Below are 25,632 nucleotides of genomic sequence, written 5' to 3' on the forward strand. Positions count from 1 at the left end.
TCGTCTTGTTGCTGTTCTTCGGGGGCTTGTCTCCTCGGTCCCTCGTCCTGTCGCGCCCGGGGGCGCAACGCGAGTGCGTGGAATGTACAGGCCTGCACGGGGACGGTGCATTGGGGCTTTCCCGGCCGCGGGCGGGAGTTTGCGGCGAATCAGGAAAGCGCTGCTTGTGACAAGTTAACGCATGCGACCGAGCGGCGCGGTCCGGAACGCGTCTAGCGCCGCGCGTCCCGCGCGATCCACTCGGCGGCCTTCTCCGCCATCATCAGCACAGGCGAGTTGGTGTTGCCGCTGGTGATGGTGGGCATGGCGCCGGCATCGACCACGCGCAGGCCGGCGATGCCGCGCACGCGCAGCTGCGAGTCGAGCACCGCGCGCGGATCGTCGTCGCGGCCCATCGCGGTGGTTCCCACGGGGTGGAAGATGGTGGTGGCGATGTCGCCTGCCAGCCGCGCGAGGTCCTCGTCGGTCTGGTACTGCGGGCCGGGCCGCCACTCCTGCGGCTTGAAGGGCGCCAGCGCCGGCTGCGTCGCGATGCGCCGCGTCACGCGCAGCGAGTCGGCCGCCACCTTGCGGTCTTCCGGCGTGCTCAGGTAGTTGGTCGCGATCGCCGGCGCGTCCTGGAAGCGGTTGCTGCGGATGCGCACCCAGCCGCGGCTGGTGGGGTTCAGGTTGCAGACACTCGCCGTGAAGGCATTGAAGCTGTGCAGCGGCTCGCCGAAGGCGTCCAGGCTCAGGGGCTGCACGTGGTATTCGATGTTCGGCCAGGGCTGGTCCGGCGAGCTGCGCGTGAAGGCGCCCAGCTGCGAGGGCGCCATGCTCATGGGGCCGCTGCGCTTGACCACGTACTCCATGCCGATCTTCAGCTTGCCCCACCAGCTGCTGGCCAGCGTGTTGAGCGTGGCCACGCCGTCCACCTTGTACACCGCGCGCACCTGCAGGTGGTCCTGCAGGTTCTCGCCCACGCCCGGCAGCTCGTGCACCAGCGGGATGCCGTGCTGCCGCAGCAGGTCGGCGGGGCCGACGCCGGACAGCTGCAGGATCTGCGGCGAGCCGATGCTGCCCGCGCACAGCAGCGTCTCGATGCTCGCTTCGACCCGCGTCATCTCGTCGCCGGTCCACACCTCGGCGCCGGTACAGCGCTTGCTGCCGTCCGGCAGGGTCTCGAACAGCAGGCGGGCCACCTGGGCATTGGTCCAGAGCTCGAAGTTGGGCCGCCCGTAGCAGGTGGGCCGCAGGAAGGCCTTGGCCGTGTTCCAGCGCCAGCCGTTCTTCTGGTTCACCTGGAAGTAGCCCACGCCCTCGTTGCTGCCGCGGTTGAAGTCCTCGCTGTGCGGGATGCCCGCTTCCTGCGCCGCCTTGGCGAAGGCGTCCAGCACGTCCCAGCGCAGGCGCTGCTTTTCCACGCGCCACTCGCCGCCGGCGCCGTGCAGCGCGTCGGCGCCCTTGTAGTAGTCCTCGTGCTTCTTGAAGTAGGGCAGGCAGTTGTCCCAGGTCCAGTTCGCATCGCCCACGCCTTGCGCCCAGCCGTCGTAGTCGCGCGCCTGCCCGCGCATGTAGATCATGCCGTTGATGCTGGAGCAGCCTCCCAGCGTCTTGCCGCGCGGATAGCGCAGCTTGCGGCCGTTCAGGCCGGCGTCCTCTTCGGTGTAGTACAGCCAGTCGGTGCGCGCATTGCCGATGCAATAGAGGTAGCCGACCGGGATGTGGATCCAGTGGTAGTCGTCGCGGCGGCCGGCCTCGATCAGGAGGACGCGCTTGGAGGGATCCGCGGAGAGCCGATTGGCAAGAAGGCACCCGGCCGTGCCGGCCCCGATGATGATGTAGTCGAACGTCGTGTCGCTCATGCCTTCTTGTCTCCTCGGAGCGCGCGTCGCGCGCCGCCCCCACCCCAGCCCTCCCCCGGAAGGGGAGGGAGTGAACAGCCTTACTTGGCTGTCGGCATTACAAACTCGGCGCCTTTCCCGATGCTTTCGGGCCAGCGCTGCATGATCGACTTCTGCTTGGTGTAGAAGCGCACGCCTTCCTCGCCGTAGGCATGCATGTCGCCGAACAGGCTCTTCTTCCAGCCGCCGAAGCCGTGCCACGCCATCGGCACCGGGATCGGCACGTTCACGCCGACCATGCCGACCTGCACGCGACGCGAGAACTCGCGCGCGGTGTTGCCGTCGCGCGTGAACAGCGAGACGCCGTTGCCGTACTCGTGGGCGTTGATCAGGTCGGTCGCTTCCTTCAGGTCCTTCGCGCGCACGCAGCCCAGCACCGGACCGAAGATCTCTTCCTTGTAGATCTTCATGTCCGGCGTGACGTTGTCGAACAGCGTGCCGCCCAGCCAGAAGCCGTTGTCGCAGCCGGCGCCGGCCTTGGCGCCCTGGAACTTGCGGCCGTCGACCACCAGCTTGGCGCCTTCGGTCTGGCCTTGGCCGATGTAGCCCGTGATGCGCTCGTGCGCCACCTTGCTGACGATGGGGCCCATCTCCGCGTCGAGCTCGACGCCGTTCTTCACCTTCAGCGACTGGGTGCGCTCGGCGAGCTTGGCCATGATCTGGTCGGCGGCGTCGCCCACCAGGATGCCGACGGAGATCGCCATGCAGCGCTCGCCGGCGGAGCCGAAGGCCGAGCCGATCAGCGCGTCGACCGCCTGGTCCATGTCGGCGTCGGGCATCACCACCATGTGGTTCTTGGCGCCGCCCAGGGCCTGCACGCGCTTGGCGTGCTTCGCGCCCGTTTCGTAGATCTTCTGCGCGATCGGCGTGGAGCCGACGAAGGAGATCGCCTTGACGTCCGGGTGCTCCAGCAGCGCGTCGACGGCGTCCTTGTCGCCCTGCACCACGTTGAACACGCCATCGGGCAGGCCCGCTTCCTTGAGCAGTTCGGCCATGCGGATCGAAGGAGTCGGGTCCAGCGGGCTGGGCTTGAGGATGAAGGTGTTGCCGGCGGCGATGGCCACCGGGTACATCCACATCGGCACCATCACCGGGAAGTTGAAGGGCGTGATGCCGGCCACCACGCCCAGGGGCTGGCGCATCGTCCAGTTGTCGATGCCGGTGGAGACCTGGTCGGTGTAGTCGCCCTTGAGCAGCTGCGGGATGCCGCAGGCGAATTCGACGATGTCGATGCCGCGCGTGACTTCGCCCTGCGCGTCGGTGAACACCTTGCCGTGTTCGGCAGTGATCATGCGGGCCAGCTCGTCGCGGTGCTTGTTCAGCAGTTCCAGGAACTTGAACATGACGCGCGCGGCGGATCGGCGGCGTGTCGGCCCAGGCCGGGAAGGCGGCCTGCGCGGCGGCGACGGCCTGCGCCACTTCGCCGGTGTTGGCCAGTGCGACTTGGCCGCTGACCTGGCCGGTGGCCGGGTTGAAGACGTCGGCGCGGCGGCCGCTCTGGCCCGGCACCAGCTTGCCGTTGATCCAGTGTTCGATGGACGCCGTGGCGGCGGCGGGGCGGGACTTGTCAGGAGCGTTCATGAGGGGTCTTCCGTGCAACGGAGGGCCAGTCTAGGCCCGGGCGGGCGGTTTGGAAATACGCGGGCGCTGACCAGATTGTTTGAGAAAATGAACAATCCACCATGAATGCCGGCACCACCCCCGTCTTTTCCGACCTGCACCTGCTGACGGTGCTGGCCGAAACGCGCAGCTACACGCAGGCCGCGCGCCGCCTGGGCATCTCCAAGGCCTCGGTCAGCGGCCGCATCGCCGAACTGGAACGGGCGGCCGGCGTGCCGCTGGTGCGCAGGACCACCCGCTCGGTGGGGCTCACGCAAGCGGGGCAGCAGCTGGCCGACGAAACGCGCGCGTCCTTCGAGCGCATCGCGCAGAGCTTCGCCGGCATCCGCGACCTCGCCGGCTCGCCGCGCGGGCTGCTGCGCGTGACGGCGCCGGTGGCGCTGGGCCGGCAGTACGTCGCCCCTTCGCTGCCGGCCTTCCTGCTGCAGTACCCGGAGATCCGGCTCGAGCTGGACCTGGGCGACCGGCTGGCCAACCTGCCGCAGGAAGGCTTCGACATCGCGATCCGGCACACGCAGGCTCCGCCCGAAACGCACGTGGCGTGGCAGCTCTGCGCCTCGCGCTCGCTGCTGGTGGCCAGCGCGGACTACCTGCGCCGCCACGGGCGGCTGTCGCATCCCTCGGAGCTGGCGCAGCGCGCCTGCCTGCTGTACCTGCGCGACACGGCGGGGCAGAGCTGGTCCTTCGAGCGTGGCACCGGCCGCAAGGCGGAACGCGTGGTGGTCGCGGTGGACGGGCCGCTACGCGCGAACAACAGCGAGGTGCTGCGCGAAGCGGTGCTGGGCGGCCTGGGCATCGGCCTGCTGCCGGACTTCAGCGCCGCCGCGCACCTGGGGCCGCGCCAGCTGGTGCAGGTGCTGCCGGAATGGCGGCCGCTGGGCTTCTTCGGCGACGGGATCTATGCGATCCGGCCCTGGGCGCCGCAGGTGCCGCGGGCGGTGCAGTGTTTCGTGGATCACCTGAAGACGGTGTTCGCGGGCGGGTTCCTGGCGTGATCGCTGGGGTGCCGCTTCGCTTGCACCGCCAGCCTACAGGGGCCCGCCCGCCGGACTCGTAGGCTGGGGCGGCCGCGGCCGCCGAAGGTGAGCGACGCGAACCCCAGCGATCAACGCCACCCCGGAGGCACCGCCACCGGCATCGCCAGCAGGATCTGCCCCATCCCCTTGCCTAGCGGATCGTTGCGCAGCGACGCCGTGCCGCCGCCATCCAGCGCCTCGCTGCACAGGAAGTTCATGGCATGGATGCCGGGCACGTCGTAGCGCACCACGTCGCCCGCGACCAGGTGGCCCAGCCAGGCCTTCACCCGCTCGGGCGTGAGCTGCCCGCGCAGCCAGGGCAGCCACTCGGGCCGGCGGGCGATCACGCCGATGTTGGACTGGTTGCCCTTGTCGCCGCTGCGCGCCCAGGCCAGTTGCACCAGCGGAACCTGCGGCCAGTCCTCGCGCGGGAAGATGGCGTCGGGGGCGGGCGTGGGATCGGGCGGCGGCACCGGGGCCTGCCCGGCAGGCACGGCGATTTCATGCACTTCGCTGCCGATGCGCACCTGCGCCTGCACCCGCTTCTTGTCCACCATGAAGGCGAACTGGCGGATGCAGGGCGAGGGGCTGGGCCGGCCGCCGGCGCCGGTGGTGCCGGGCGACCAGCTGGTGCCGGCCGGCGCGATCTCGCGCGCGAACAGCTCCAGTGCCTCCTTCTGCGGATGCATCACGGCCACCTGCAGCACGGCTTCGCGCACGTCCTGCGTGCGCGCATGCGGCCCGTAGTTGGCGAGCTCCGATCCCAGCACCTCGATGTGGGTGCGGGTGTAGGGCAGCCAGCGGCGCTGCGCGAACAGCTCGCGCGTGCGCGCCAGGATCGCCTCGCCGGTGCGCTGTGCCTTGCGCGCGGCGTCGAGCCCCACGATGGTGAGCTGCGCGGTGCAGCGGAAACCATCCAGGTAGGTGGCCGAGACCTTGTAGCCGGGCCCCGGCGGCAGGCGCGCGCACCCGTCACCCGCACGCGGTGCTCGCCCAGCTGCTCCAGCTGGACCTGCGTGAAGTCGCAAGTGACGTCGGGCAGCAGGTAGCGGCGCGGATCGCCGATCTCGTACAGCATCTGCTCGGCGATCACCGCCGTGTTCACCAGGCCGCCGGTGTCGCGCGGCTTGGTGACCACGAAGCTGCCGTCGGCCTGGCACTCCAGCACCGGGTAGCCGATGTGCGCCCAGTCCGGCACCGCTTCCCAGTCGGTATGCAGGCCGCCGGTGGCCTGGCAGCCGCATTCGATGATGTGGCCGGCCAGGCTGCCTTGCGCCAGCCGGTCGAAGTCGTCGGCGCGCCACTCGAAGGCATGCATCAGCGCGCCCAGGGTCACGGCGCTGTCGACGCAGCGGCCGGTGATCACCACCTGCGCGCCGGCCTCCAGCGCGGCGCGGATCGGCAGCGCGCCGAGGTAGGCATTGGCGGTGAGCAGCCGTTCGGGCATGGGCCGGCCGTTCTGCAGCTCGCGCACGCCCTGCTCGCGCAGTTCGGGCAGCAGCGGCAGCACGTCGTCGCCGCTCACCACCGCGATCTTCAGCTGCACGCCCTGTTCCGCCGCCACTGCCGCCAGTGCCTGCGCGCAGGCCTGCGGGTTCACGCCGCCGGCGTTGCTGATCACGCGGATGCCCTTGCGCGCCACGTCGCGCACGATGGACTTCATGGTCACGTCCACGAAGTCGGTGGCGTAGCCCAGCTCGGGCTTCTTCGCGCGCGCCGCTGCCAGGATCGACATGGTGAGTTCGGCGAGGTAGTCGAACACCAGGTAGTCCAGCTGCCCGTGCGCCACCAGCTGCGGCGCGCCGATGCTGCTGTCGCCCCAGAAGCCGGAAGCGCCGCCGATGCGCACGACCTTGTCCATGCTCAGCGGCCCTTCCACTGCGGCTTGCGCTTCTGCTGGAAGGCGGCCTGCCCCTCGCGCGCGTCCTCGGTCAGCGTGAACAGCGCGATCTGGCTTTCGGTGAAGGCCATGGACTCCTCGAAGGCCATGGTGTCGATGCTCTTCATGGTGTAGATGCCGCGCCGGATCGCGGCCGGCGACTTGTCCAGGATGCGCTGCAGCAGCCAGTCGAGCTTGCCGTCGAGGTCCTCGTCCACGTGGTTGACCAGGCCGATGGCCAGCGCCTGCTCGCTGCCGATGCTCTCGCCGGTGATGCACAGCTCGGCCAGCTGGCGCCGTGGCACCAGGTGCTGCAGCACGGTGAGCACCTGCGCCGGGAACACGCCGACCTTCACTTCGGGCAGGCCGAAAGTGGCGTGCTTCGCGGCCACGGCCAGGTCGCACATGGCCAGCAGCCCCATGCCGCCGGCCATGCAGGCGCCGTTGACGCGCGCCACCAGCGGCAGGTGGCTGGCACGGGCGCATCGCAGCAGGCGCGCCAGGTGGCCGGTGGGGTCGGAGTAGTCGCTGGTGAAGGCCTGGGCGTTCTGCAGGTCGGCGCCGGCGCAGAAGGCCTTCTCCCCCGCCCCGGTGATCACGATGGCGCGCAGCTCGCGGTCGGACTGGGCGGCATCGATCGCGTCGCCCATGGCCCGCAGCACGGCGTGGTTCATGGCATTGCGCCGCTCCTCGCGCTGGATGGTCAGCCACAGCACGCCGCCACGGCGCTCCACCCCGAGGTCGGCAGGGTTCGTTGTCATCGCGTGCTCTCCTTCCAGCCGCGTTATACCCGCGCTGCGCGGCAGGGCCGTTCTCCTACACGACAGGGGCAGGCTCTACCGTTACGATGGTTGCCCCCAGACATGACCGATCTCACGCCCCGCTTCGAACAGGCGCCAGCACCCGAAGGCCGGGCCATCCGGCTCCTCGGCGAGTGGACGGCCGCCCAGTTCGGCCGCCCCCGCGTGTTCCGCGAGGTGCGCCGCATCCTGCCCGGGGACAGGGGCGGGCAGCTGTGGGACCTGCGGCAGGCCGTGCAACTGGATCACGTGGGCGCGCAGCTGCTGTGGGACCACTGGGGACAACGCTGGCCCGAGCAGGTGGAACTGCTGCCGCCGCAGCGCGCGATCCTGGAGCGGGTCGCGCAGTACACGACGCCGCCGCCGCGGCGCACGCGCCTGGGCCTGCGCGGGATGTACCTCGCCCTGGGTGCGTACGTGCTGCGCGCCCTCGGGCACATGAAGGGCTTCGTGCGCCTGATCGGCCAGCTCACGCTGGACCTGCGCGAACTGGTGCGGGCCTTCCACCGCGCACCCTGGCGCGATTTCTCCGGGCACCTGTACCACATCGGCGCGACCGCACTGGGCATCACGGCCCTGGTGGGCGGGCTGATCGGCGTGGTGCTGGCCTACCTCACCTCGCAGCAGCTGCGGCGCTTCGGTGCCGATGCGTACATCGTCGACATCCTGGGCATCGCGCTGATCCGCGAACTGGGCCCGATGCTGGCGGCCATCCTGGTGGCCGGCCGCTCGGGGTCCGCCATTACCGCGCAGATCGGCGTGATGCGGGTGACCGAGGAACTGGATGCGATGCGGGTGATGGGCATCTCGCACACCTACCGGCTGGTCATGCCGCGGGCGATGGCGCTGTCCGTCGCCATGCCCCTGATCGCCGCGTGGACCACGGTGGCCGGACTGATCGGCGGCATGATCGCCGCCGACCTGTCGCTGGGCATCAGCCCGATCTTCTTCCTCAAGGCGCTGCCGGGCGCGGTGAGCCTGCCCAACCTGGTGCTCGGCCTGTCCAAGTCGGTCGTGTTCGGCATCCTCATCGCCCTGATCGGCTGCCACTTCGGCCTGCGGGTACAGCCCAACACGGAGAGCCTCGGCCAGGGCACGACCTCGGCGGTGGTGACCGCGATCACCGTGGTGATCCTGGTCGATGCGCTCTTCGCCGTGCTCTTCAGCAACGTGGGCATGTGATGGCGGACGCGGTCCTCACCCCCATTCCCGCCGACGGGCCCATCGTCGAGATCCGCAAGCTGACGTCCGCGTTCGACCTGCCGGACCGGCGGCTGGTGATCCACAAGGACCTGGACCTCACCGTCAACCGGGGCGAGGTGCTGTCCATCGTCGGCGGTTCTGGCTCCGGCAAGACCGTGCTGCTGCGCCAGATCCTCGGCCTGGAGCGGCCCGCGGCCGGCGAGGTGCGCATCATGGGCCAGCCGCTCCACACGCTTTCGCAGCGCGGCGCTTCCAGCCGCATCGGCATGCTGTTCCAGCACGGCGCGCTGTTTTCCGCCTTCAACGTGCTGGAGAACGTCGCCTTCCCGCTGCGCGAACTGAAGACGCTGCCGCAGCGGCTGATCGACGAAGCGGCGATGGTGTGCTTGCAGATGGTGGGCCTCAAGCCCGCCGACGCGCAGAAGATGCCGTCCGAACTGTCGGGCGGGATGATCAAGCGGGCCGCCCTGGCCCGGGCGCTGATCATGGATCCGCCGCTGCTCTTGCTGGACGAGCCCACCGCCGGGCTGGACCCGGACAGCTCCGATGCCTTCGTGCACCTGCTGCGTTCCCTGCACCGCGACCTCGCCCTGACTGTCATCATGGTCACCCACGACCTGGACACGCTGTTCGAGCTGTCCACGCGGATCGCGGTGGTGGCCGACCAGCGGGTGATCGTCGCCGGCCGCCCGAAGGACGTGATCGCCTTCCGCCACCCCTTCATCGAGGACTTCTTCCTGGGCGAACGCGGCCAGCGGGCGATGGAACTGCTGCGCGAATATCCCTTCGCGATCTAGAACATGAAGAAAGGTTGAAACACACCATGGAAAACAAGGCCCACGCGATGGCCGCCGGCATCTTCGTCGCGATCCTGTCGGCGCTGGTGCTCGCGCTGGCCGCCTGGCTGACGCGCGACACCGGCGTGCGCGACGTGTACGAGATCTCGACGCGCGAATCGGTCACCGGCCTGCAGGAGCAGGCGCCGGTGCGCTTTCGCGGCGTCGACGTCGGCAAGGTCAAGCGCATCGGCTTCGACCCCAAGCAGATGGGCAACATCCTGATCCGGCTGGAGATCGACCGCGACACGCCGCTGACCCGCGAAACCTTCGCGACCCTGAGCTACCAGGGCGTCACCGGCCTGGCCTTCATCCAGCTGGCCGACGAGGGCCGTGTCGCCGCCAGGCTGCAGCCCAACGACGAGGTGCCGCCGCGCATTCCGCTGCGCCCGGGCCTGATCGCGCGGCTGGAGGAAAAAGGCGAGGTGATCCTGGAGAAGGTGCAGGAGGCGACCGAGCGCGTGAACACGCTGCTGGGGGACCCGAACCAGAAGCGCATCGCCGTCGCGCTGGAGAACATCAGCCAGGCGGCCAGCAGCACCAACCAGCTGGTCACGCGCATCGACGGCACCATCAAGAACGGGCTCGACCCGGCGCTGCGCGAGGCCACGGTCACCTTGCGCGGCACGCAGAAGACGGTGGACCAGGTCGGCGCCGCGGCCGCGCAGTTCGGCCAGACGGCGCAGCGCCTGAACGCCCCGGGCGGCGCGATCGACCGCGTCTCCGAAGGCACCGACGCGTTGGCGCACGCGGCCGAGACCTTCAGCGTCGGCACGCTGCCGCGCATCAACCGCGCCACCGACGAAACGACCCGCACCGTGCGCACGCTCAACCGCGCGGTCAACGAACTCACCGAGAATCCGCAGATGCTGATCTATGGCGATGGTGCCGCGCAACCCGGGCCGGGCGAGCCCGGCTTCCGCGCGCCGGGAGGGCGGCGATGAGGCGATGGCTGCTCGCCGCGCTGGCCGCCCTGGCGCTGGCCGGCTGCAAGGCGCTGCCGGACAAGCCGGTGCGCCAGACCATGTACGACTTCGGCCCCTCCTCGCCGGTGGAGACCGCGGCCACCAGCCGCGGCGCGCTGGTGCTGCCGGAAGTGGAGGTCACCGGCATCCTGGAGACGCCGGCCCTGCTGTACCGCCTGGGCTACGAGGACGCACACCAGCTGCGGCCCTACGCCTATGCGCGCTGGAGCGCGCCGCCCGGGCAGCTGCTGCGGCAGCGCCTGCGCGACGTGCTGGGACGCGATCGCGCCGTGCTCGATGCGGCCGCGGCCGCGGCGCTTTCGCGGCGCGGCGGCACGCCGCCGCCGGTGCTGCGGGTGGAGCTGGAGGAGTTCAGCCAGCTGTTCGATTCGCCGGGTGAGAGCAAGGGCGTGGTGCGCGTGCGCTGCACGCTGCTGGAAAACACCGGCGGCGGCGAGCGCCTGGTGGCGCAGCGCAGCTTCAACGTGCAGCGCCCCGCCCCCAGCGCCGACGCACCCGGCGGCGTGCGCGCGCTGACCGCCGCCACCGACGCGGCGGCGCAGGACATCGCCAGCTGGCTGCAACAGCGCTGAAGCCATGGCCGCCGCCGTGCCGCTGGAAGAACGGATCCGCGCCGCCGGCCTGGAGGTGGCGGGTTGCTGCGAACAGCTGTCGCAGTGGCCCGGGCTGCTGGAGCACAGCACGCTGCTGCAGGACTTCACGCCCAAGGAAGTGGACGTGCTCGGCTCCCTGATGCTGCAGGTGCGGGCCAAGCCGCCGGGCGACATGCTGATCCGCGAAGGCGACATCAACGACTGGATGATGCTGCTTCTGAGCGGCACGGTGGACGTGGGCAAGCGCATCGGCCCCGACGCCAACCACGAGGAGCGCGGGGACAACACGCGGCTGGCGGTGCTGCGGCCCGGCACCGTGCTGGGCGAGATGTCGATGTTCGACGGCGAGCCGCGCTACGCGAGCTGCTGGGCGCTGAGCGCGGTCGAGGCCGCGGTGCTCGACCGCGAGGCCGTGGCACGATTGATCAAGACGCGCCCCGACATCGGCGCCAAGCTGCTGGTCAAGCTGACGCAGCTGCTGGCCCAGCGCCTGCGCAACACCAGCGCCCAACTGGTGAAGGTGCTGCAGCGGCACGTGGCGTGAGACGACGAAGGAGGATGGAGATGTTCAAGGCACTGGTGCTGGAGAAGGAACCCGAATTCCGCGCGAGCGTGCGCGAGGTGGACGAGGGCTTCCTGCCGGAGGGCGACGTCACGGTGGCGGTCGAATACTCGACGCTGAACTACAAGGATGGCCTGGCCATCACCAACAAGTCGCCGGTGGTGCGCAGCTGGCCGATGGTCGCCGGCATCGACGGCTCCGGAACGGTGCTCGAAAGCAGCGCGCCGCAGTGGAAGGCGGGCGATGCGGTGGTGCTCAACGGCTTCGGCGTGGGCGAGACGCACAAGGGCTGCCTGGCCGCCCGTGCGCGCCTGAAGTCGCAGTGGCTGGTGCGCCGGCCGCAGGCCTTCAGCGCACGGCAGGCGATGGCGATCGGCACCGCCGGCTACACCGCGATGCTGTGCGTGCTGGCGCTGGAGCGCCATGGGTTGAAGGCCGGAGAAGGCGAAGTGCTGGTGACCGGCGCCACCGGCGGCGTCGGCTCGGTCGCGGTGGCGCTGCTGGCGAAGCTGGGGCACAAGGTGGTCGCCGCCACCGGCAAGCCGGCGGAAGCGGACTACCTGAAAACGCTGGGTGCCACTGCGATCATCGACCGTGGCGAACTCTCCGCGCCCGGCAAGCCACTGCAGAAGGAACGCTGGGCGGCGGTGGTCGATGCGGTGGGCAGCCACACCCTGGCCAATGCCTGCGCGCAGACGCGCTACGGCGGCGCGGTCGCCGCCTGCGGGCTGGCGCAAGGCATGGACTTCCCCGCGACGGTCGCGCCCTTCATCCTGCGCGGCATCGCCCTGCTCGGTGTCGACAGCGTGATGGCGCCGATGGCGCGGCGCGAGGAGGCGTGGTCGCGCCTGGCGCGCGATCTCGATCCGAAGCTGCTGGAGACGATGACGACGGAGGTCGGGCTGGCGGATGCGGTGGGGGCGGCGCAGAGGTTGATGGCCGGGGAAGTGCGCGGAAGGATCGTGGTCAGGACTTCGTGATCCTTGTAGGTCGGTGGTGAGCCCGAAGGCGAACCCCGACAATCCGCGCGCGTACCGTCGCGGTTCGCCTGCGGGCTCACCACGACCTACATGGAGAGGCGGAACTGCCGCACCGCCTCCACGGTGGTGCAAAGCAAGCCATGCCGCGCCGCGAAAGCAGCCACCTCCGCCCCACGCGCCATGCTCCCGTCCGGATTCATCAGCTCGCACAGCACGCCCGCCGGCTGGCAGCCGGCCAGCTCCGCGAGGTCCACCGCCGCTTCCGTGTGGCCCTGGCGTTCCAGCACGCCACCTGGGCGCGCCACCAGGGGAACACGTGGCCGGGGCTCACGATCTCGCTGCGTTCCAGGGTCGAGCGCAGCGCGCACTGGATGGTCTGCACGCGGTCGGCGGCCGACACACCGGTGCTCACGCCGAAGGCCGCCTCGATCGACTGCGTGAAGGCGGTCGCATAGCGCGAGCGGTTGGTCTCCACCATCGGCCGCAGCTTCAGGGCGCTGGCGCGCTCGGGGCGCATGCACAGGCAGACGATGCCGCTGCCTTCGCGGATCAGCATCGCCATGGTGGCCGCCGTGATGCGGTCGGCGGCGACGATCAGGTCGGCCTCGTTCTCGCGGTCCGCGTCGTCGAGGACGAGCACGGGTTCGCCGGCGCGGATGCGCGCCAGCACCTGGTGGAGGGGCTCAGCGCGATCGCGCGGGCTTCGGTGATGGTTTCGGTGGTCATGAAACGCTCCTGTTGGTTGAACAAAAACGCTTCAAGGCGGCAAAGAACGCGCACGCCTTCCCTTGCGGGCAGGCGCACGCACATCGCACCACGCGAGGCGGCGCGAATCTTCTTTCATCCGGACTGAACAGGCCGTGAGACCTGCAACACCGTCGGCCCCAGCATCGGACTGGGTCTGCTGACCCCGGGGCTGCCTGCGCAGCCCCGGGCGCTCGCGGGCTCGCCACTCGCGTGGCCTACCGCCGGTGGGGAATCGCACCCCGCCCTGAAGACCCCGCCATCGTACGCGCGGGCGAAACACCCCGCAGTCACTGCGGTGTCAGGCGTCCACTTTGGTACTGCTTTGCCCCCAGCACCTATAGTGGCTGCTCCGATGGAGACCGGATCCACTCCCGCAGGGCGCCGCCGCAACCTGCTCGCGCGCCATGCGAGCGTGGCGCAGCGCCGCGTCTCGCGGCTGGACGGCAACGTGCGCGCGCTGCTGTGGTCGGGCACTGCCGGCCTGCTGTTCGTGGTGCTCAACTCGATCATGCGCGCGGTCTCGCTCACGCTCGACATCTTCGAGACGCAGTTCCTGCGCTACCTGATGGGCCTGGCCGTGATGCTGCCGCTGATGGCGCGCGCGGGGCTCGCGGCCTACCGGCCCAAGAACATCGGCGGCCAGTTCGCGCGCGGCGGCGTGCACACCGTGGGCCTGTGCCTGTGGTTCATCGCGCTGCCGCACATCACCATCGCCGACGTCACGGCGATCGGCTTCACCGGCCCGATCTTCATCATGCTGGGCGCGGTGCTGCTGTTCAAGGAGCCGATGCGCTGGGAGCGCTGGCTGGCCGCGGCGATCGGCTTCGCCGGCGTGCTGATCGTGGTCGCGCCCAAGCTGTCCGGCGGCGCCGGCTTCTACAACCTGGTGATGCTGGCGTCGTCGCCGGTGTTCGCCGCTTCCTTCCTGATCACCAAGGCGCTGACGCGCTACGAGCGGCCGGAGGTGATCGTCGCCTGGCAGTCGATCACCGTGACGCTCCTGAGCCTGCCGCTGGCGCTGTGGCACTGGCAGAACCCGACGGCCACGCAGTGGCTGCTGTGCGCCTTGTGCGGCCTGCTCGGGAGCACGGCGCACTACTGCCTGACGCGCTCCTATGCCACGGCCGACATCTCGGCCACGCAGTCGCTCAAGTTCCTCGACCTGGTGTGGGCGACGCTGATCGGCTGGATCTGGTTCGGCGACCATCCGAGCCGCTCGACGATCATCGGCGGCATCGTGATCTGCGCTTCGACGATCTGGATCGCGCGGCGCGAAGCCCGCGGCCCGCGTTAAACCACGCTGTTGGCGATCCCCGCCGACACGTGCCCCGACGGCACGTGCATCGCCGCATGCGTCACGTGCCGGGTCTGGTCGTCGAAGAAGAAGTCCGGCTCGAACTCGCGCAGGAACTCGCCCTTGGGCAGGCCGCCGAGGAACATGGCCTCGTCGACGTTGATCTTCCAGTCCATCAGCGTGCGGATCGCCCGCTCGTGCGCCGGCGCGCTGCGCGCGGTGACCAGCGCGGTGCGCACGCGCATCTGCGGATTGGCCGCCTGCTGCAGCCGGTGCAAGGCGGTCAGCAGCGGCTTGAAGGGGCCGCCGGGCAGCGGCTGGGTCGCCTTGCTCGACTCGTGTTCCTGGAAGGCTTCCAGCCCGCGTGCCTGGAACACCTGCTCGGCCTCGTCGGAGAACAGCACCGCGTCGCCGTCGAAGGCGATGCGCACCTCGTTCGGGTAGTTCGCGCTGGCCAGCACCGATTCGGTCAGCACGCGCGCGGCGGGAAAGCCCGCGGCCAGCGCCTGGCGCACGTCGTCCGCGTTGGCCGACAGGAACAGGTGCGCGCGCAGCGGGCGCAGGTAACCGAAGGGCGAGCGCCCCTGCGTGAACACGCCGCGCTGCAGGTGGATGTTGTTGGCCTTGGCCGAACGGAACACGCGCATGCCCGAGACCGGGTCGTTGCGTGACAGCACGACCACCTCCACCCGTTGCGAAGTGGTGTCGTTGAAGGCCAGCAGCTTGCGGATCAGCGAGAAGGCGATGCCGGGCGACGCCGGCCGGTCCAGGCGCTGCAGCTGCAGCTGCATGTAGCCGGCCGCGTCGCCGCTTTCGAAGACGCGGTTCTCCTCCTCGAAGTCGAACAGCGCCCGCGAGGAGATCGCCACCACCAGCTTGTCGTCCAGGGACACGGAAGCCATGGCCCTATCGTACCCACTGGTTGAGCTGAATGATGGGCAGCAGCACCGCCAGCACGATCAGCATCACCACCAGGCCCATGGCGACGATCAGCAGCGGCTCCAGCAGCGTGGCCAGCTGCAGTGCGCGCCGCTGCACCTCCTGCGACAGCTGCTTGGCCGCCCGCTGCAGCATGGAGGGCAGCTGGCCGGTCTGTTCGCCCAGCCGGGCGAACATGCCCAGCAGGCCGGGGAAGCGCTTCTTCTGCGCCAGCGCGGAGGCCAGCGGCGCGCCTTCGCGCACCAGCACCAGCGCGTCGAGCGCGTCGGCCCGCATCGCCCGGTTTCCCAGGGTCTCGGCCGCGGCCTGCAAGGCCTTCAGGATCGGCACGCCGGCCCCCGCCAGCATGGCCAGCGTGCCGGCGAAGCGCGCCGCGTTGTAGCCGCGCGAAAGCCGGCCGACCAGCGGCAGCGTCAGCCAGCCGGCGTCGAAACGCTCGCGGAAGGCCCGATTGCGCAGCGACAGGCGCAGCATCGCGAAGGCCGCCGCCAGCACCAGCAGCAGCGCGATGCCCCAGCTGCGCAGGAAGGCGCTGAAGGCCAGCATCACCACCGTCAGCAGCGGCAGCGCGCGCTTGCTGCCCGCGAACACGTTGGCCACCTGCGGCACCACGTAGGTCATGAGCAGTAGCACGATCACCAGCGCGGCCACCGTCACGATCGCCGGATAGAGCGTGGCCGCCATCAGCTTGGCGTTGAGCGCCTGCCGCTCCTCCAGGTCGTCGGCCAGCCGCTCCAGCACCACGCCCAGGTGGCCGCTCTGCTCGCCGGCGCCCACCACCGCCACGTAAATGTCGGAGAACTCGCGCGGAAAGCGCGACAGCGCCTTGGCGAAGGAGGAGCCCGCGTTCACCTCGGCGCGCAGGGCGGCGATCAGGTGGTGCTGCTGCTCGTTCTCGGCCTCGTCGGCCAGCGCGGTCAGCGCCCGCTCGAGCGTCAGGCCCGAGCCGACCAGGCCGGCCAGCTGCCGCGTCCAGATCGCCAGCCCGGTGGAATTGAACACCGCCCGGCGCAGGGACAGGGCGGACGCGACCGCCTCGCCGCGCGTCTCGCCCGAGGAGACCGGCTTCACGGCGAGCGGCACCAGGGCACGGCCGCGCAGCAGGCCGCGCGCGGCCCGGGCGGTGTCGGCCTCGATCACCCCCTTCTGGGTGGCGCCCTCGGCGTCCAGTGCCTCGAATGCATATGCAGGCATGGCGGCATGATACGGGCCGCGCCCGGCCGGAAGGAACGCGGCTGAGGCGCCGGCCTACAGGGCCCGGGCCGCGGCTGGGGTAGCGTGCTGGCTCGCAACCAGGAGAACGACCATGGCCAGCCCACCCGGGGTCGCACCCGACCGCATAGCCCGCGTGCAGGAGCAAGGGTGAAAGGCCCCATGCGGCCGCTGCTGCTCGCCTTCGGCGCGGTGCACGCGCTGATGGCGGCGCTGTTCGCGATCGCCGCGCTGGTGCTGACCGGCGTGGCGGCGGTCTCGCTGTGGGAAGCGGCGTGGGCCGGCCTGGTGCCGAAGACGGCGCAGATCATCATCGAGGCGGTCGGCGTGCTGGCCGCCGCGGTGGTCGCCCTGCAGATCGCGCAGACGATCGCCGAGGAGGAAGTCGTGCGCATGGCGCAGGTGAGCGCGCCCACGCGCGTGCGCCGCTTCCTCTCGCGCTTCCTGGTGGTGCTGGTGGTTGCGCTGGTGATCGAGGGCCTGGTGATGACGCTCAAGGCCCTGCACGAGCGCCCGGCCGACATGCTCTATTCGGCGGCCCTGATCATCGCGTCCGCCGTGCTGCTGGCGAGCTGGGGCTGGTTCGTGCGCATGAACCGCTATGCCGAGGAACTGGAGCCGCAGGCGCTGGAGGAGGCGAAGGCCGAGGACCGGAAGGTGCAGTAGGATCGCCGCCGAAAGCGAGATCCTCCATGACCCCGTCCCGACGCTCCTTCCTGGCCGCCACCGGCGGCGCCACCCTGTGCGGCCTGTGGCCGGCGAGTGCCTTCGCGCAGTCGTGGCCGACCAAGCCGGTGCGCTTCGTCGTCCCGTTCGCGCCGGGCGGCAGTTCCGAGATCATCGCGCGCGCCACGGCCGGCGAGCTGACCAAGCAGCTCGGGCAGAGCGTGTTCGTGGACAACAAGCCGGGCGCCTCGGGCAACATCATCGCGATGGCGGAGGTCGCGCGGGCGGACGACCAGCACACGCTGATCCTGGGCCACATCGGCACGCTGGCGGTGAACCCGTACATGTACGACAAGCTGCCCTACGACGCCAACAAGGACTTCAAGCCGGTCAGCCTGCTGGCCAAGGTCCCGAGCCTGTACGTCGTCAACCCGGGCGTGCCGGCCAAGGACCTCAAGGAGTTCATCGCCCTGGTGAAGGCCAAGCCCGGCCAGATGAACTACGGCTCCGCCGGCAACGGCAGCGCGGGCCACCTGGCCATGGAATACCTGAAGATGACCGCCAACATCTTCATCACGCACATCCCGTACAAGGGCACCGGCCCGCAGCTGACCGACCTGCTGGCCGGCCGGCTCGATGCGGCTTCCGTCGGCGCCTCGGCGATCCTGCAGCACATCAAGTCGGGCAAGCTGCGCTGCATCGCCACCGGTTCCACGCAACGCCTGGCGCAGTTGCCCGACGTGCCCACCGTGGCGGAGCAGGGCTTCCCCGGCTTCGAGATGACGCAGTGGTACGGGATGCTGGCCCCGGCCACCATGGCGCAGGCGAACATCGACCGCCTCGCCGCCGAGACGCAGAAGGCGATGAAGTCGCAGGCCGCGCTGGAGCGCCTGAACCAGGATGCCGCGCAGTCGGTGGGCGGCAGCCCGGCGCAGTTCGCGCAGTTCATCGCCGCCGAGCAGAAGCGCTGGAAGCAGGTCGTGGAGCGCGCGAAGATCAAGCCGGAGTGAGCTGGGTAGGTCGGTGGTGAGCGGCGCAGCCCGAACCCCGACGCCGCCTCACAACTGCCGCAGTTTGAAGCGCTGCAGCTTGCCCGTCTCCGTGCGCGGCAGGCTGGCCACAAACTCGATCTCGCGCGGGTACTTGAAGGGCGCGATCATGGCCTTCACGTGGTCCTGCAGCGTGCGCACCATCGCCGCATCCGCCTGGTGCCCCGGCTTGAGCACGCAATAGGCCTTGACGATCATGCCGCGCTCCTCGTCGGGCTTGCCGACGACGCCGCATTCGGCCACGGCCGGGTGCTTCAGCAGCGCATCCTCGACCTCCGGGCCGCCGACGTTGTAGCCGGAGGTGATGATCATGTCGTCGGCACGCGCCTGGTAGATGAAGTAGCCGTCGGCGTCCTGCAGGAAGGCGTCGCCGGGGTAGTTCCAGCCGTCCTTCACGTAGTTGGCCTGGCGCGGATCCTCCAGGTACTTGCAGCCGGTGGGGCCGATCACGGCGAGCTTGCCGATGGTGCCGCGCGGCACTTCGCGCCCTTCGTCGTCGACCACCTTCGCGGTGTAGCCCGGCACCACCTTGCCCACGGCGCCGCGCCGCACCTCGGCGCCGGCCGAGGAGATGAAGATGTGGAACATCTCGGTGGCGCCGATGCCGTCCAGCATCTCGAGGCCGGTGGCGTCCTTCCACAGCTGGCGCGTGGCGTCGGGCAGGCCCTCGCCGGCGCTGACGCTGGTGCGCAGCTTGCCGATCCCCAGCTCGCGCGCGAAGGGCGCGGCCTGCCGGTAGAAGGTGGGCGCGGTATAGCAGATGGTGGCGCCGACGTCGCGGATGGTGCGGATCATGTTCTCCGGCGTGTACGGGCCGTCCGGGAAATACACGGACGCGCCGGCCCACATCGGGAACATGAGCAGGCCGCCCAGGCCGAAGGTGAAGGCCAGGGGCGGGCTGCCGACCACGATGTCCTCCGGTGTCGCGCGCAGCACGTGGCGCGGCCAGGCTTCGCAGGCGGCCAGCACGTCGCGGTGCGTGTGCACGGCGGCCTTGGGCTTGCCGGTGGTGCCGGAGGTGAAGGCGAGCAGGGCGATGTCGTCGGCGGCCGTGGGGCAGGCGGCGAAGAAGGGCCGCTTCTGCGCGGCGCGCGCCTCCAGCCCGTCGGCCTCCGCCGCGTTGAAGCGCACCACGGTGCGCAGGCCCGGCCGCTCCTTGCGCGCGAGTTCCAGTTCGTCCAGCAGCTTCGCGTCGCACAGCGCCAGCGCGGGTTGCGCCTTGTCGATGATGTCGCCGAGCTCTCGCGCGCGCAGCAGCGGCATCGTGGCCACCGCGATGCCGCCGGCCTTCACCACCGCCAGCCAGGCCAGCGCCATGGCGACGGAGTTGCCGCCGCGCATCAGCACGCGGTTGCCGGGCACCAGGCCCAGGTCTTCCACCAGCACGCGGCAGATGCGGTCGACTTCCTCCCGGGCCTGCACGTAAGTGAGCGTGCGCTGCGGCGAGCGCAGCATGGGCCGCGTGCCCCAGCCCTTCTCCCCGGCCCGGTCCAGCAATTCGGCGACCAGGTTGAACTGCGGCGGCAACTGCAGTTCGGGCAGTTCGTAGCGCAATTGCGGCCACTGCTCGCGCGGCGGCAGGCGGTCGTGCACGAAGCGGTCGACCTGGGCGGAGGCGATCGGGGCTCTCATGCGGCGGTCTCCTGGCGCGGTGCGTTGGCCTGTTCCTTCACCTTGCCCAGCAGCTTGTGCAGGGTGGCGATCTCCTTGTCGCTCAGGCTGGAAAAGGCCTCCACGATCCATTCCTCGTGCTGGCGGGCCATGTCGTGGAACTGCTTGCGGCCCTTGGCGGTCAGGCGCACGCGGTAGGCCCGCCGGTCGCCGGCGACGTCGATGCGCTCGACCAGCCCTTCGCTCACCAGCTGGTCGGTGATGCCGGTGACGTTGCCGCCGGTGACCATCATCCGGCGCGACAGCTCGTTCATCTTCAGGCCCTCGGGCGCGCGTTCCAGCTGCGCCATCAGGTCGAAGCGGGGCAAGGTGGTGTCGAAGCGGTCGCGCAGCAGCGTGCGGACCTGCTTTTCCACCAGCTGGGTGCAGGTGAGCAGCCGCAGCCACAGGCGCAGTGCCTCGGGGTGTTCGCTGTGGGCTCGCGCTTCGATGTCCATGGGGTCCTTTGCGTGGGGCCTAAATAGTTTAGGCTTGAATAAATCCGGGGGCAAGCTTGCCGCCCGCGTCGCCAGCTCAGGTGAAGCAAGCGTCCTACAGCCCGGCTGTTGACGCCGCGGCCGGGAGTCGCCAAGAATTTGCGCATGGAGCCGCTGCTGCAGAAGCTCGAAGCGCAACTCGCCGCCCTTCCCGTGCCCGTGGCGCTCGGCCTGCCGGGCATGCGGCAGCTCGGCCCCGCGGACGCCGCAGTCCGCCTGGAGTTCCAGGACTGGTCGGGCCTGGCCACCTTCGCGGCGGGCCACATCGGCAAGATCGCCGAGGATTACGTCGAGAAGCGCGTGCGCATCGAGGGCCGCATGCGCGACGTGATGGCGGCGGGGGCGAGCCTGCTGCCGGGCAGCCCGGTGGCCAGCGACACCAGCTGGTGGACGCAGATGCTGCGGCGGGCGCGCTCCCTGGCGCTGCACACGCCGCAGAAGGACGCGGAACTGGTCCGCTTCCACTACGACGTCTCCGACGATTTCTACGCGCTCTGGCTCGACCCGCGGCGCGTCTATTCCTGCGCCTACTTCCGCGAGCCGCAGATGACCCTGGCGCAGGCCCAGGAAGCCAAGCTGGACCACATCTGCCGCAAGCTGATGCTGCGCGGCGGCGAGCGCTTCCTGGACATCGGCGCCGGCTGGGGCGGGTTGCTGCTGTGGGCCGCCGAGAACTACGGCGTGAACGCCACCGGCATCACGCTGTCGCGCAACCAGCACGCGCACGTGAACCGGCTGATCGAGCAGAAGGGCCTGCAGGGCCGCGTGCGTATGCTGCTGCTCGACTACCGCGAGCTGCCGGAGGACACGCCCTACGACAAGGTCGCCTCGGTCGGCATGTTCGAGCACGTCGGCCAGGCCAACATGCCGGCCTACTTCGCCAAGATCCGCCGCCTGCTGGTGCCCGGCGGCCTGGCCATGAACCACGGCATCACGGCCGGCAGCATCGAGCCGGGCCAGCTCGGCGCCGGCATGGGCGACTTCATCGGCAAGTACATCTTCCCGGGCGGCGAACTGCTGCACACCAGCCTGGTGCTGCGCGACATGGCCGTAGGTGGCCTGGAGATGGTCGACACCGAGAACCTGCGGCCGCACTACGCACGCACGCTGTGGGCCTGGTCGGATGCGCTGGAGGACCGGCTGGAGGAAGCGCGCGCGGTGCTGGTCGGCACGCACGGCGAGGAAGGCGCGGGCACGGTGCTGCGCGCCTACCGCCTGTACCTCGCCGGTTCCGCCATGTGCTTCGAGCGCGGCTGGATCGGGCTGCACCAGATCCTGGCGGCGCGGCCCGACGGCGACATGCACACGGGCACGCTGCGCGGGGCGCAGTCGGCCTATCCCTTCACCCGCGACTACATCTATCGCCGAGAATGAGCGGATGCTCTACAAGTTCAAATCCAAGGCCGCAGGGGACCTGATCATGCTCGAGCCCAACGGCCGGCGCGTGCTGGAGATCATCGGCAAGGACGCGGGCCCCAAGGGGATCATCCTGCCCGAGGAGATGCCGGGCGCGATGAAGGCGCTGGAAGGCGCCATCGCCCGCGAGGAGGCCGAGCACAAGGCCATCGCCGACGAAGCCAGGGCCAAGGGCGAGGTGCCGCCGAAGTTCGACGCCGTCTCGCTGCGGCAAAGGGCGGTGCCCTTCCTGGACATGCTGCGGCGCTGCAGCAGCGCCGGCAAGGAAATCGTCTGGGGCGTGTAGTCCCAGCCGGACTCAGTCCACCTTCGCGCCGGACGCCTTCACCACCGGCGCCCACTTTTTGATCTCGCGGTCGATGAACTGCGCGAACTGCGCGGGCGTGTTGCCGCTGGGGATCGCGCCCTGGGCCTGCAGCCGCTCCTTCATCGCCGGGGTCGCCAGCGCCTTCGCCGTTTCCTGCTGGATGCGGTTCACGATGTCCATCGGCGTGCCGGCCGGCGCCAGCAGCCCGAACCAGGAACTGGCCTCGAAGCCCTTGAGCGTGGGGCCGCCGGCCTCTTCCACCGTCGGAATGTCCGGCACGGCGGAAGAGCGCGTGGCACTGGTGACGGCCAGCGCCTTGAGCTTGCCCGACTTGATGTGCGACATCGCCGAGGGCAGGTTGTCGAACATCACGTCCATGTCGCCCGCCAGCAGGCTGAACAGCGCGGGGTTGGAGCCGGTGAAGGGGAAGTGCGTCATGTAGACGCCGGTCATGGCCTTGAACAGCTCGCCGGCCAGGTGGATCGAGGTGCCGTTGCCGCTCGAGGCCATGTTCAGCTTGCCCGGGTTGGCCTTGGCGAGCTTGATGAAGTCCTGCACCGTGTGGATGTTGCGCGCGGCCGCCTTCTCGGCGTTCACCACCATCACGTTGGGCACGCCGGCCACCAGCGTGATCGGCTGGAAGTCCTTCTGGCCGTCGTAGGGCATCTTCGCGTACAGCGACTTGTTGATCGCGTGCGTGCCGACCGTTCCCATCAGCAGCGTGTAGCCGTCCGGCGCCGCCTTGGCCACGACGTCGGCGCCGATGTTGCCGCCTGCCCCCGCCCGGTTCTCCACCACGAAGGACTGGCCCAGCGCCTTGGTCAGCTCCTGCGCGACCGCGCGCGCCAGGATGTCGGTGGTGCCGCCGGCGTTGAAGGGCACGACGATGCGCACCGGCTTGGCCGGCCACGCGCCCTGGGCGCGCGCCGCCAGCGGCAGCAGGCCCTGCAGGGCGAGGGCGCCGCCGGAGGCGAGCAGGAGGCGGCGGGAGGAGGAAGGGGAACGGCGCACGGGGTCTCCTTGGATGTCTTCGTTGCCGCCGATCATGCCAAAGAAAAAGGCCTCCCGAAGGAGGCCTGCCTTTGCGGGTCCCGGGGACTCACTCGACGTAGACGTTGGCCGCCTTGATCAGCGGGCTCCACTTGTTGATCTCGGACTGCACGAACTTCTTGTGTTCGGCGGGCTCGACGCGGCGGTCGGTCACGACCACGGCGCCCAGGCCTTCCTGCTTCTTCACGAAGTCGGCGTCCTTCAGGGCGACCTTCAGCGCATCGTTCAGCTTCTTGAGCACCGGCGCGGGCGTGCCCTTGGGCGCGTACAGGCCGTGGAAGATGCTGACGTTGAAGTCCTTCACGCCCATTTCCTGCAGGGTGGGCAGGTCCTTCAGGGCGGGGGTGCTCAGGCGCTTGGTCGAGGTGACGGCATAGGCCTTGACCTTCTTGCCCTCGATCTGTGCCGTGGTGTTGGTGGTCTGGTCGCACATCAGGTCGATCTGGCCGCCGATCAGGTCGGTCATGGCCGGGCCGGTGCCCTTGTACGGCACGGCGGTCATGTCCACGCCCAGCACGTTCTGGAACAGCATGCCGCACAGGTGCGACGCCGAGCCGACGCCGGCGTTGCCCAGGTTGATCTTGCCCTTGTTGGCGTTGATCCAGCCGACCAGTTCCTTGTAGTTGTTGGCCGGCAGCGAGGGCTTGCCGATCAGCGTCATGGGCACGTCGTTGATCAGGCCGACGTATTCGAAGTCGCTGTCGACCTTGAAGGGGATGTTGCGCACCAGCGTGGGCATGGTGGCCATGCCGATGTGGTGGACCATCAGGGTGTAGCCGTCGGCCGGGGCCTTGGCGACCTTGTTGGCGCCGATGGAGCCGCCCGCGCCCGCGGCGTTGTCCACGACCACGGTGGCGCCCAGCGGCTTGCGCAGCGCTTCGGCCAGGTCGCGGGCCACGCGGTCCGTCGGGCCGCCGGCCGCGAAGGGCACGATCAGGGTGATGGGCTTGCTGCCCGGGTAATCCTGGGCGCCGGCGGAAAAGGCGGCAGCGGCCAGGGCGAGCGGAACGACCGCCTGGAACAACTTCTTCATGGGGACTCCAAAGGGGGAAACGGCGCGATCATAGAGACGCGCGCGCGATGATGCATCGCCGGAAGTACTTACGCCTTGTCCTGCATCAGGAATCAGGACTTTTGTCCCGGGGGCCGGGCCGCCGCAGCCCGGCCGTGTGTCGCCCGGATGTCTACTTGTAGCTGCGTGCGTCCTCGATCACCTTGCCGTCGTTGGGCAGGGAGCCCGGCTGCACCAGCTGGATGTCCGCCCGCAGCTTGGTCACGTCGCGTACGGCTTCGCCGATGCGCGCATCCAGTCCCTGGGGCGTGGCCCTGGCCTCGACCTTCAGCGTCATCACGTCGTTGGCCATCTCGCCGGACACGACCAGCCGCGCCTTGACGATCTCCGGGAAGCGGCGGGTGATGTCGGCCACCTGGCCGGGGTGCACGAACATGCCGCGGATCTTGGTGGTCTGGTCGGCCCGGCCGAGCCAGCCCTTGATGCGCATGTTGGTGCGGCCTGTGGGGTCCTCCCCGGGCAGCAGCGCCGACAGGTCGCCCGTGCCGAAGCGGATCAGCGGATAGCCGGGGTTCAGCGTGGTCACGACGACCTCGCCCACCTCGCCCGGGGCGACCACGTCGCCGGTGCCGGGGCGCACGATCTCGACGATCACGCCCTCGTCCACCACCATGCCCTGGCGCGCGCTGGTCTCGTAGGCGATCAGGCCCAGGTCGGCGGTGGCATAGCTCTGGTAGACCTCCATGCCGCGCTCCAGGAACCAGTCGCGCAGGCTGGGCGGGAAGGCTTCGCCGCCCACCATGCCCTTGCGGATCGAGGTGATGTCCGCGCCGGCCTCGACTGCCTTCTCCACCAGGATGCGCAGGAAGCTCGGGGTGCCGGTGTAGGCCACCGGACGCAGCGCGGTGATCGCCTCCAGCTGCTGTTCGGTCTGGCCGACGCCGGCCGGGAACACCGTGCAGCCGATCGCATGCGCCGCCGACTCGAAGATGAACGCGCCGGGCGTCATGTGGTAGCTGAAGCAGTTGTGCACCAGGTCGCCGGCGCGGAAGCCCGCGGCGAACAGCGCGCGGCCGCAGCGCCAGTAGTCGCGCGTGCCGCCTTCGGGTTCATAGATGGGACCGGGCGAGGCGAAGATGTGCGGCATGGCCGGGCCGCGCACCAGCGCGGAGAAGCCGCCGAAGGGATCGACCGGGCGCTGCGCCTTTTGCCGCTCCTGCAGTTCGTGCTTGCGCGTGACCGGCAGGCGGGCCAGGGCCTCGCGCGAGCCGATGCCGCGCGCATCCACGCCGGCCAGGATCTCGCGGAAGGCGGCGGTGGCCTGCTGCGCATGCGCCACCTGCGCCGGCAGTGCGGCCATGAGTTGCGCTTCGCGTTCCGCGGGCGCGCGGGTTTCCAGGCTGTCGTAAAACTGCTTGCTCATTCCTGTTCCCTG

22 protein-coding genes, 3 pseudogenes and 1 riboswitch are annotated in these 25,632 nt (G+C 69.9%); of the genes and pseudogenes, 12 read left to right on the plus strand and 13 right to left on the minus strand.

What is annotated here, in order from left to right:
- Positions 1–212 precede the first annotated feature (212 nt).
- On the minus strand, positions 213–1,844 hold the full coding sequence (locus HK415_RS20395; protein WP_171562437.1) for a GMC family oxidoreductase: 1,632 nt from the start codon (positions 1,842–1,844) through the stop codon (positions 213–215).
- An 80-nt stretch (positions 1,845–1,924) separates the two neighbouring features.
- Positions 1,925–3,464 (minus strand): annotated as a pseudogene (locus HK415_RS20400) (CoA-acylating methylmalonate-semialdehyde dehydrogenase).
- 101 nt (positions 3,465–3,565) lie between these two features.
- On the opposite strand from HK415_RS20400, the gene HK415_RS20405 reads away from it, so the two are divergent.
- The gene (locus HK415_RS20405; protein ID WP_171562439.1) at positions 3,566–4,498 is read left to right on the plus strand and encodes a LysR family transcriptional regulator; all 933 of its coding nucleotides are present in this window, start codon (positions 3,566–3,568) and stop codon (positions 4,496–4,498) included.
- Positions 4,499–4,608: 110 nt separating this feature from the next.
- Here the strand turns inward: HK415_RS20405 and HK415_RS27485 are convergent, their stop codons facing one another.
- The 3 genes and pseudogenes from HK415_RS27485 to HK415_RS20415 all read right to left on the minus strand — a co-directional run bounded on the left by HK415_RS27485 (position 4,609) and on the right by HK415_RS20415 (position 7,159).
- Positions 4,609–5,076, minus strand: coding sequence for an AtuA-related protein (locus tag HK415_RS27485; RefSeq protein ID WP_444965411.1), 468 nt, complete (start codon positions 5,074–5,076; stop codon positions 4,609–4,611).
- A gap of 24 nt (positions 5,077–5,100) precedes the next feature.
- A pseudogene (locus HK415_RS20410) lies at positions 5,101–6,380 on the minus strand (acyclic terpene utilization AtuA family protein); the annotation flags it as partial.
- A gap of 2 nt (positions 6,381–6,382) precedes the next feature.
- A complete protein-coding gene (locus HK415_RS20415) occupies positions 6,383–7,159 on the minus strand; it encodes an enoyl-CoA hydratase/isomerase family protein (protein WP_171562442.1) in 777 nt (258 codons plus the stop codon).
- 102 nt (positions 7,160–7,261) lie between these two features.
- Here HK415_RS20415 and HK415_RS20420 point away from each other — a divergent pair, with 102 nt between their 5' ends.
- From HK415_RS20420 to acuI, 6 genes are read left to right on the plus strand one after another with little or no spacing between them, the layout of a single operon-like run.
- Positions 7,262–8,380, plus strand: a complete 1,119-nt coding sequence (locus HK415_RS20420; protein ID WP_171562444.1) for an MlaE family ABC transporter permease — start codon at positions 7,262–7,264, stop codon at positions 8,378–8,380.
- A complete protein-coding gene (locus HK415_RS20425; protein ID WP_171562446.1) occupies positions 8,380–9,198 on the plus strand; it encodes an ABC transporter ATP-binding protein in 819 nt (272 codons plus the stop codon). Before HK415_RS20420 ends, HK415_RS20425 begins: the two co-directional genes overlap by 1 nt.
- Before the next feature lie 26 nt (positions 9,199–9,224).
- Positions 9,225–10,181: an MlaD family protein gene (locus tag HK415_RS20430; RefSeq protein WP_171562448.1), complete on the plus strand. Its 957-nt coding sequence runs from the start codon at positions 9,225–9,227 to the stop codon at positions 10,179–10,181.
- On the plus strand, positions 10,178–10,795 hold the full coding sequence (locus HK415_RS20435) for an ABC-type transport auxiliary lipoprotein family protein (RefSeq protein WP_171562450.1): 618 nt from the start codon (positions 10,178–10,180) through the stop codon (positions 10,793–10,795). Before HK415_RS20430 ends, HK415_RS20435 begins: the two co-directional genes overlap by 4 nt.
- Before the next feature lie 4 nt (positions 10,796–10,799).
- The gene (locus HK415_RS20440; RefSeq protein ID WP_171562452.1) at positions 10,800–11,360 is read left to right on the plus strand and encodes a Crp/Fnr family transcriptional regulator; all 561 of its coding nucleotides are present in this window, start codon (positions 10,800–10,802) and stop codon (positions 11,358–11,360) included.
- A 20-nt stretch (positions 11,361–11,380) separates the two neighbouring features.
- Positions 11,381–12,358, plus strand: a complete 978-nt coding sequence (gene acuI, locus HK415_RS20445; RefSeq protein WP_171562454.1) for an acrylyl-CoA reductase (NADPH) — start codon at positions 11,381–11,383, stop codon at positions 12,356–12,358.
- A gap of 86 nt (positions 12,359–12,444) precedes the next feature.
- Here acuI and ribB read toward each other — a convergent pair.
- Positions 12,445–13,100 (minus strand): annotated as a pseudogene (gene ribB, locus HK415_RS20450) (3,4-dihydroxy-2-butanone-4-phosphate synthase); the annotation flags it as partial.
- 86 nt (positions 13,101–13,186) lie between these two features.
- Positions 13,187–13,361: riboswitch (FMN riboswitch) on the minus strand.
- Positions 13,362–13,457: 96 nt separating this feature from the next.
- On the opposite strand from ribB, the gene HK415_RS20455 reads away from it, so the two are divergent.
- Entirely contained in the window at positions 13,458–14,399 is a 942-nt protein-coding gene (locus HK415_RS20455) for a DMT family transporter (RefSeq protein WP_171562457.1), read from the plus strand.
- Here the strand turns inward: HK415_RS20455 and HK415_RS20460 are convergent.
- Positions 14,396–15,301: a 5'-nucleotidase gene (locus HK415_RS20460; RefSeq protein ID WP_171562459.1), complete on the minus strand. Its 906-nt coding sequence runs from the start codon at positions 15,299–15,301 to the stop codon at positions 14,396–14,398. The two genes, HK415_RS20455 and HK415_RS20460, sit on opposite strands and share 4 nt — an antisense overlap.
- A gap of 4 nt (positions 15,302–15,305) precedes the next feature.
- Positions 15,306–16,532, minus strand: coding sequence for a type II secretion system inner membrane protein GspF (gene gspF, locus HK415_RS20465; RefSeq protein ID WP_171562461.1), 1,227 nt, complete (start codon positions 16,530–16,532; stop codon positions 15,306–15,308).
- Between the two features lie 180 nt (positions 16,533–16,712).
- Between gspF and HK415_RS20470 the strand changes: the two genes are divergently transcribed.
- A complete protein-coding gene (locus tag HK415_RS20470; protein WP_171563584.1) occupies positions 16,713–17,216 on the plus strand; it encodes a hypothetical protein in 504 nt (167 codons plus the stop codon).
- A 26-nt stretch (positions 17,217–17,242) separates the two neighbouring features.
- Complete coding sequence (locus HK415_RS20475) at positions 17,243–18,226, plus strand: Bug family tripartite tricarboxylate transporter substrate binding protein (protein WP_171562463.1); 984 nt, start codon at positions 17,243–17,245, stop codon at positions 18,224–18,226.
- A gap of 48 nt (positions 18,227–18,274) precedes the next feature.
- Here HK415_RS20475 and HK415_RS20480 read toward each other — a convergent pair whose 3' ends face one another.
- Both HK415_RS20480 and HK415_RS20485 read right to left on the minus strand, forming a co-directional pair.
- Positions 18,275–19,897: an AMP-binding protein gene (locus tag HK415_RS20480; protein ID WP_171562465.1), complete on the minus strand. Its 1,623-nt coding sequence runs from the start codon at positions 19,895–19,897 to the stop codon at positions 18,275–18,277.
- A complete protein-coding gene (locus tag HK415_RS20485) occupies positions 19,894–20,373 on the minus strand; it encodes a MarR family winged helix-turn-helix transcriptional regulator (RefSeq protein WP_171562467.1) in 480 nt (159 codons plus the stop codon). The genes HK415_RS20480 and HK415_RS20485 overlap by 4 nt, the downstream gene beginning before the upstream one ends.
- Before the next feature lie 144 nt (positions 20,374–20,517).
- Here HK415_RS20485 and HK415_RS20490 point away from each other — a divergent pair, with 144 nt between their 5' ends.
- Together HK415_RS20490 and HK415_RS20495 are read left to right on the plus strand one after the other, a co-directional pair.
- Positions 20,518–21,786: a class I SAM-dependent methyltransferase gene (locus HK415_RS20490; RefSeq protein ID WP_171562470.1), complete on the plus strand. Its 1,269-nt coding sequence runs from the start codon at positions 20,518–20,520 to the stop codon at positions 21,784–21,786.
- 4 nt (positions 21,787–21,790) lie between these two features.
- Positions 21,791–22,114: a DUF1840 domain-containing protein gene (locus HK415_RS20495; protein ID WP_171562472.1), complete on the plus strand. Its 324-nt coding sequence runs from the start codon at positions 21,791–21,793 to the stop codon at positions 22,112–22,114.
- Between the two features lie 12 nt (positions 22,115–22,126).
- On the opposite strand, the gene HK415_RS20500 is transcribed toward HK415_RS20495, so the two are convergent.
- The 3 genes from HK415_RS20500 to HK415_RS20510 form a co-directional block, all read right to left on the minus strand.
- Positions 22,127–23,182 carry a Bug family tripartite tricarboxylate transporter substrate binding protein gene (locus tag HK415_RS20500; RefSeq protein WP_171562474.1) on the minus strand — a complete coding sequence of 352 codons (1,056 nt, stop codon included), beginning with the start codon at positions 23,180–23,182 and terminating at the stop codon, positions 22,127–22,129.
- 52 nt (positions 23,183–23,234) lie between these two features.
- A complete protein-coding gene (locus tag HK415_RS20505) occupies positions 23,235–24,218 on the minus strand; it encodes a tripartite tricarboxylate transporter substrate-binding protein (protein ID WP_171562476.1) in 984 nt (327 codons plus the stop codon).
- A 151-nt stretch (positions 24,219–24,369) separates the two neighbouring features.
- Entirely contained in the window at positions 24,370–25,620 is a 1,251-nt protein-coding gene (locus tag HK415_RS20510; protein WP_171562478.1) for a phenylacetate--CoA ligase family protein, read from the minus strand.
- Positions 25,621–25,632 lie beyond the last annotated feature (12 nt).

The organism is Ramlibacter montanisoli (genome assembly GCF_013087525.1).
Lineage (GTDB): Bacteria > Pseudomonadota > Gammaproteobacteria > Burkholderiales > Burkholderiaceae_C > Ramlibacter > Ramlibacter montanisoli.

Excerpts from the sequence above, each read along its gene's own strand:
- HK415_RS20430 (WP_171562448.1), top strand. The coding sequence starts at position 9,225 with ATGGAAAACAAGGCCCACGCGATGGCCGCCGGCATCTTCGTCGCGATC.
- HK415_RS20420 (WP_171562444.1), top strand. The coding sequence starts at position 7,262 with ATGACCGATCTCACGCCCCGCTTCGAACAGGCGCCAGCACCCGAAGGC.
- HK415_RS20425 (WP_171562446.1), top strand. The coding sequence starts at position 8,380 with ATGGCGGACGCGGTCCTCACCCCCATTCCCGCCGACGGGCCCATCGTC.
- HK415_RS20490 (WP_171562470.1), top strand. The coding sequence starts at position 20,518 with ATGGAGCCGCTGCTGCAGAAGCTCGAAGCGCAACTCGCCGCCCTTCCC.
- HK415_RS20460 (WP_171562459.1), bottom strand. The coding sequence starts at position 15,301 with ATGGCTTCCGTGTCCCTGGACGACAAGCTGGTGGTGGCGATCTCCTCG.
- HK415_RS20505 (WP_171562476.1), bottom strand. The coding sequence starts at position 24,218 with ATGAAGAAGTTGTTCCAGGCGGTCGTTCCGCTCGCCCTGGCCGCTGCC.
- HK415_RS20435 (WP_171562450.1), top strand. The coding sequence starts at position 10,178 with ATGAGGCGATGGCTGCTCGCCGCGCTGGCCGCCCTGGCGCTGGCCGGC.
- HK415_RS20480 (WP_171562465.1), bottom strand. The coding sequence starts at position 19,897 with ATGAGAGCCCCGATCGCCTCCGCCCAGGTCGACCGCTTCGTGCACGAC.
- HK415_RS20470 (WP_171563584.1), top strand. The coding sequence starts at position 16,713 with ATGCGGCCGCTGCTGCTCGCCTTCGGCGCGGTGCACGCGCTGATGGCG.
- HK415_RS20495 (WP_171562472.1), top strand. The coding sequence starts at position 21,791 with ATGCTCTACAAGTTCAAATCCAAGGCCGCAGGGGACCTGATCATGCTC.
- HK415_RS20500 (WP_171562474.1), bottom strand. The coding sequence starts at position 23,182 with ATGATCGGCGGCAACGAAGACATCCAAGGAGACCCCGTGCGCCGTTCC.
- HK415_RS20485 (WP_171562467.1), bottom strand. The coding sequence starts at position 20,373 with ATGGACATCGAAGCGCGAGCCCACAGCGAACACCCCGAGGCACTGCGC.
- HK415_RS20475 (WP_171562463.1), top strand. The coding sequence starts at position 17,243 with ATGACCCCGTCCCGACGCTCCTTCCTGGCCGCCACCGGCGGCGCCACC.
- HK415_RS20510 (WP_171562478.1), bottom strand. The coding sequence starts at position 25,620 with ATGAGCAAGCAGTTTTACGACAGCCTGGAAACCCGCGCGCCCGCGGAA.
- HK415_RS20455 (WP_171562457.1), top strand. The coding sequence starts at position 13,458 with ATGGAGACCGGATCCACTCCCGCAGGGCGCCGCCGCAACCTGCTCGCG.
- HK415_RS27485 (WP_444965411.1), bottom strand. The coding sequence starts at position 5,076 with ATGGTGGACAAGAAGCGGGTGCAGGCGCAGGTGCGCATCGGCAGCGAA.
- HK415_RS20415 (WP_171562442.1), bottom strand. The coding sequence starts at position 7,159 with ATGACAACGAACCCTGCCGACCTCGGGGTGGAGCGCCGTGGCGGCGTG.
- HK415_RS20440 (WP_171562452.1), top strand. The coding sequence starts at position 10,800 with ATGGCCGCCGCCGTGCCGCTGGAAGAACGGATCCGCGCCGCCGGCCTG.
- acuI (WP_171562454.1), top strand. The coding sequence starts at position 11,381 with ATGTTCAAGGCACTGGTGCTGGAGAAGGAACCCGAATTCCGCGCGAGC.
- HK415_RS20405 (WP_171562439.1), top strand. The coding sequence starts at position 3,566 with ATGAATGCCGGCACCACCCCCGTCTTTTCCGACCTGCACCTGCTGACG.
- gspF (WP_171562461.1), bottom strand. The coding sequence starts at position 16,532 with ATGCCTGCATATGCATTCGAGGCACTGGACGCCGAGGGCGCCACCCAG.
- HK415_RS20395 (WP_171562437.1), bottom strand. The coding sequence starts at position 1,844 with ATGAGCGACACGACGTTCGACTACATCATCATCGGGGCCGGCACGGCC.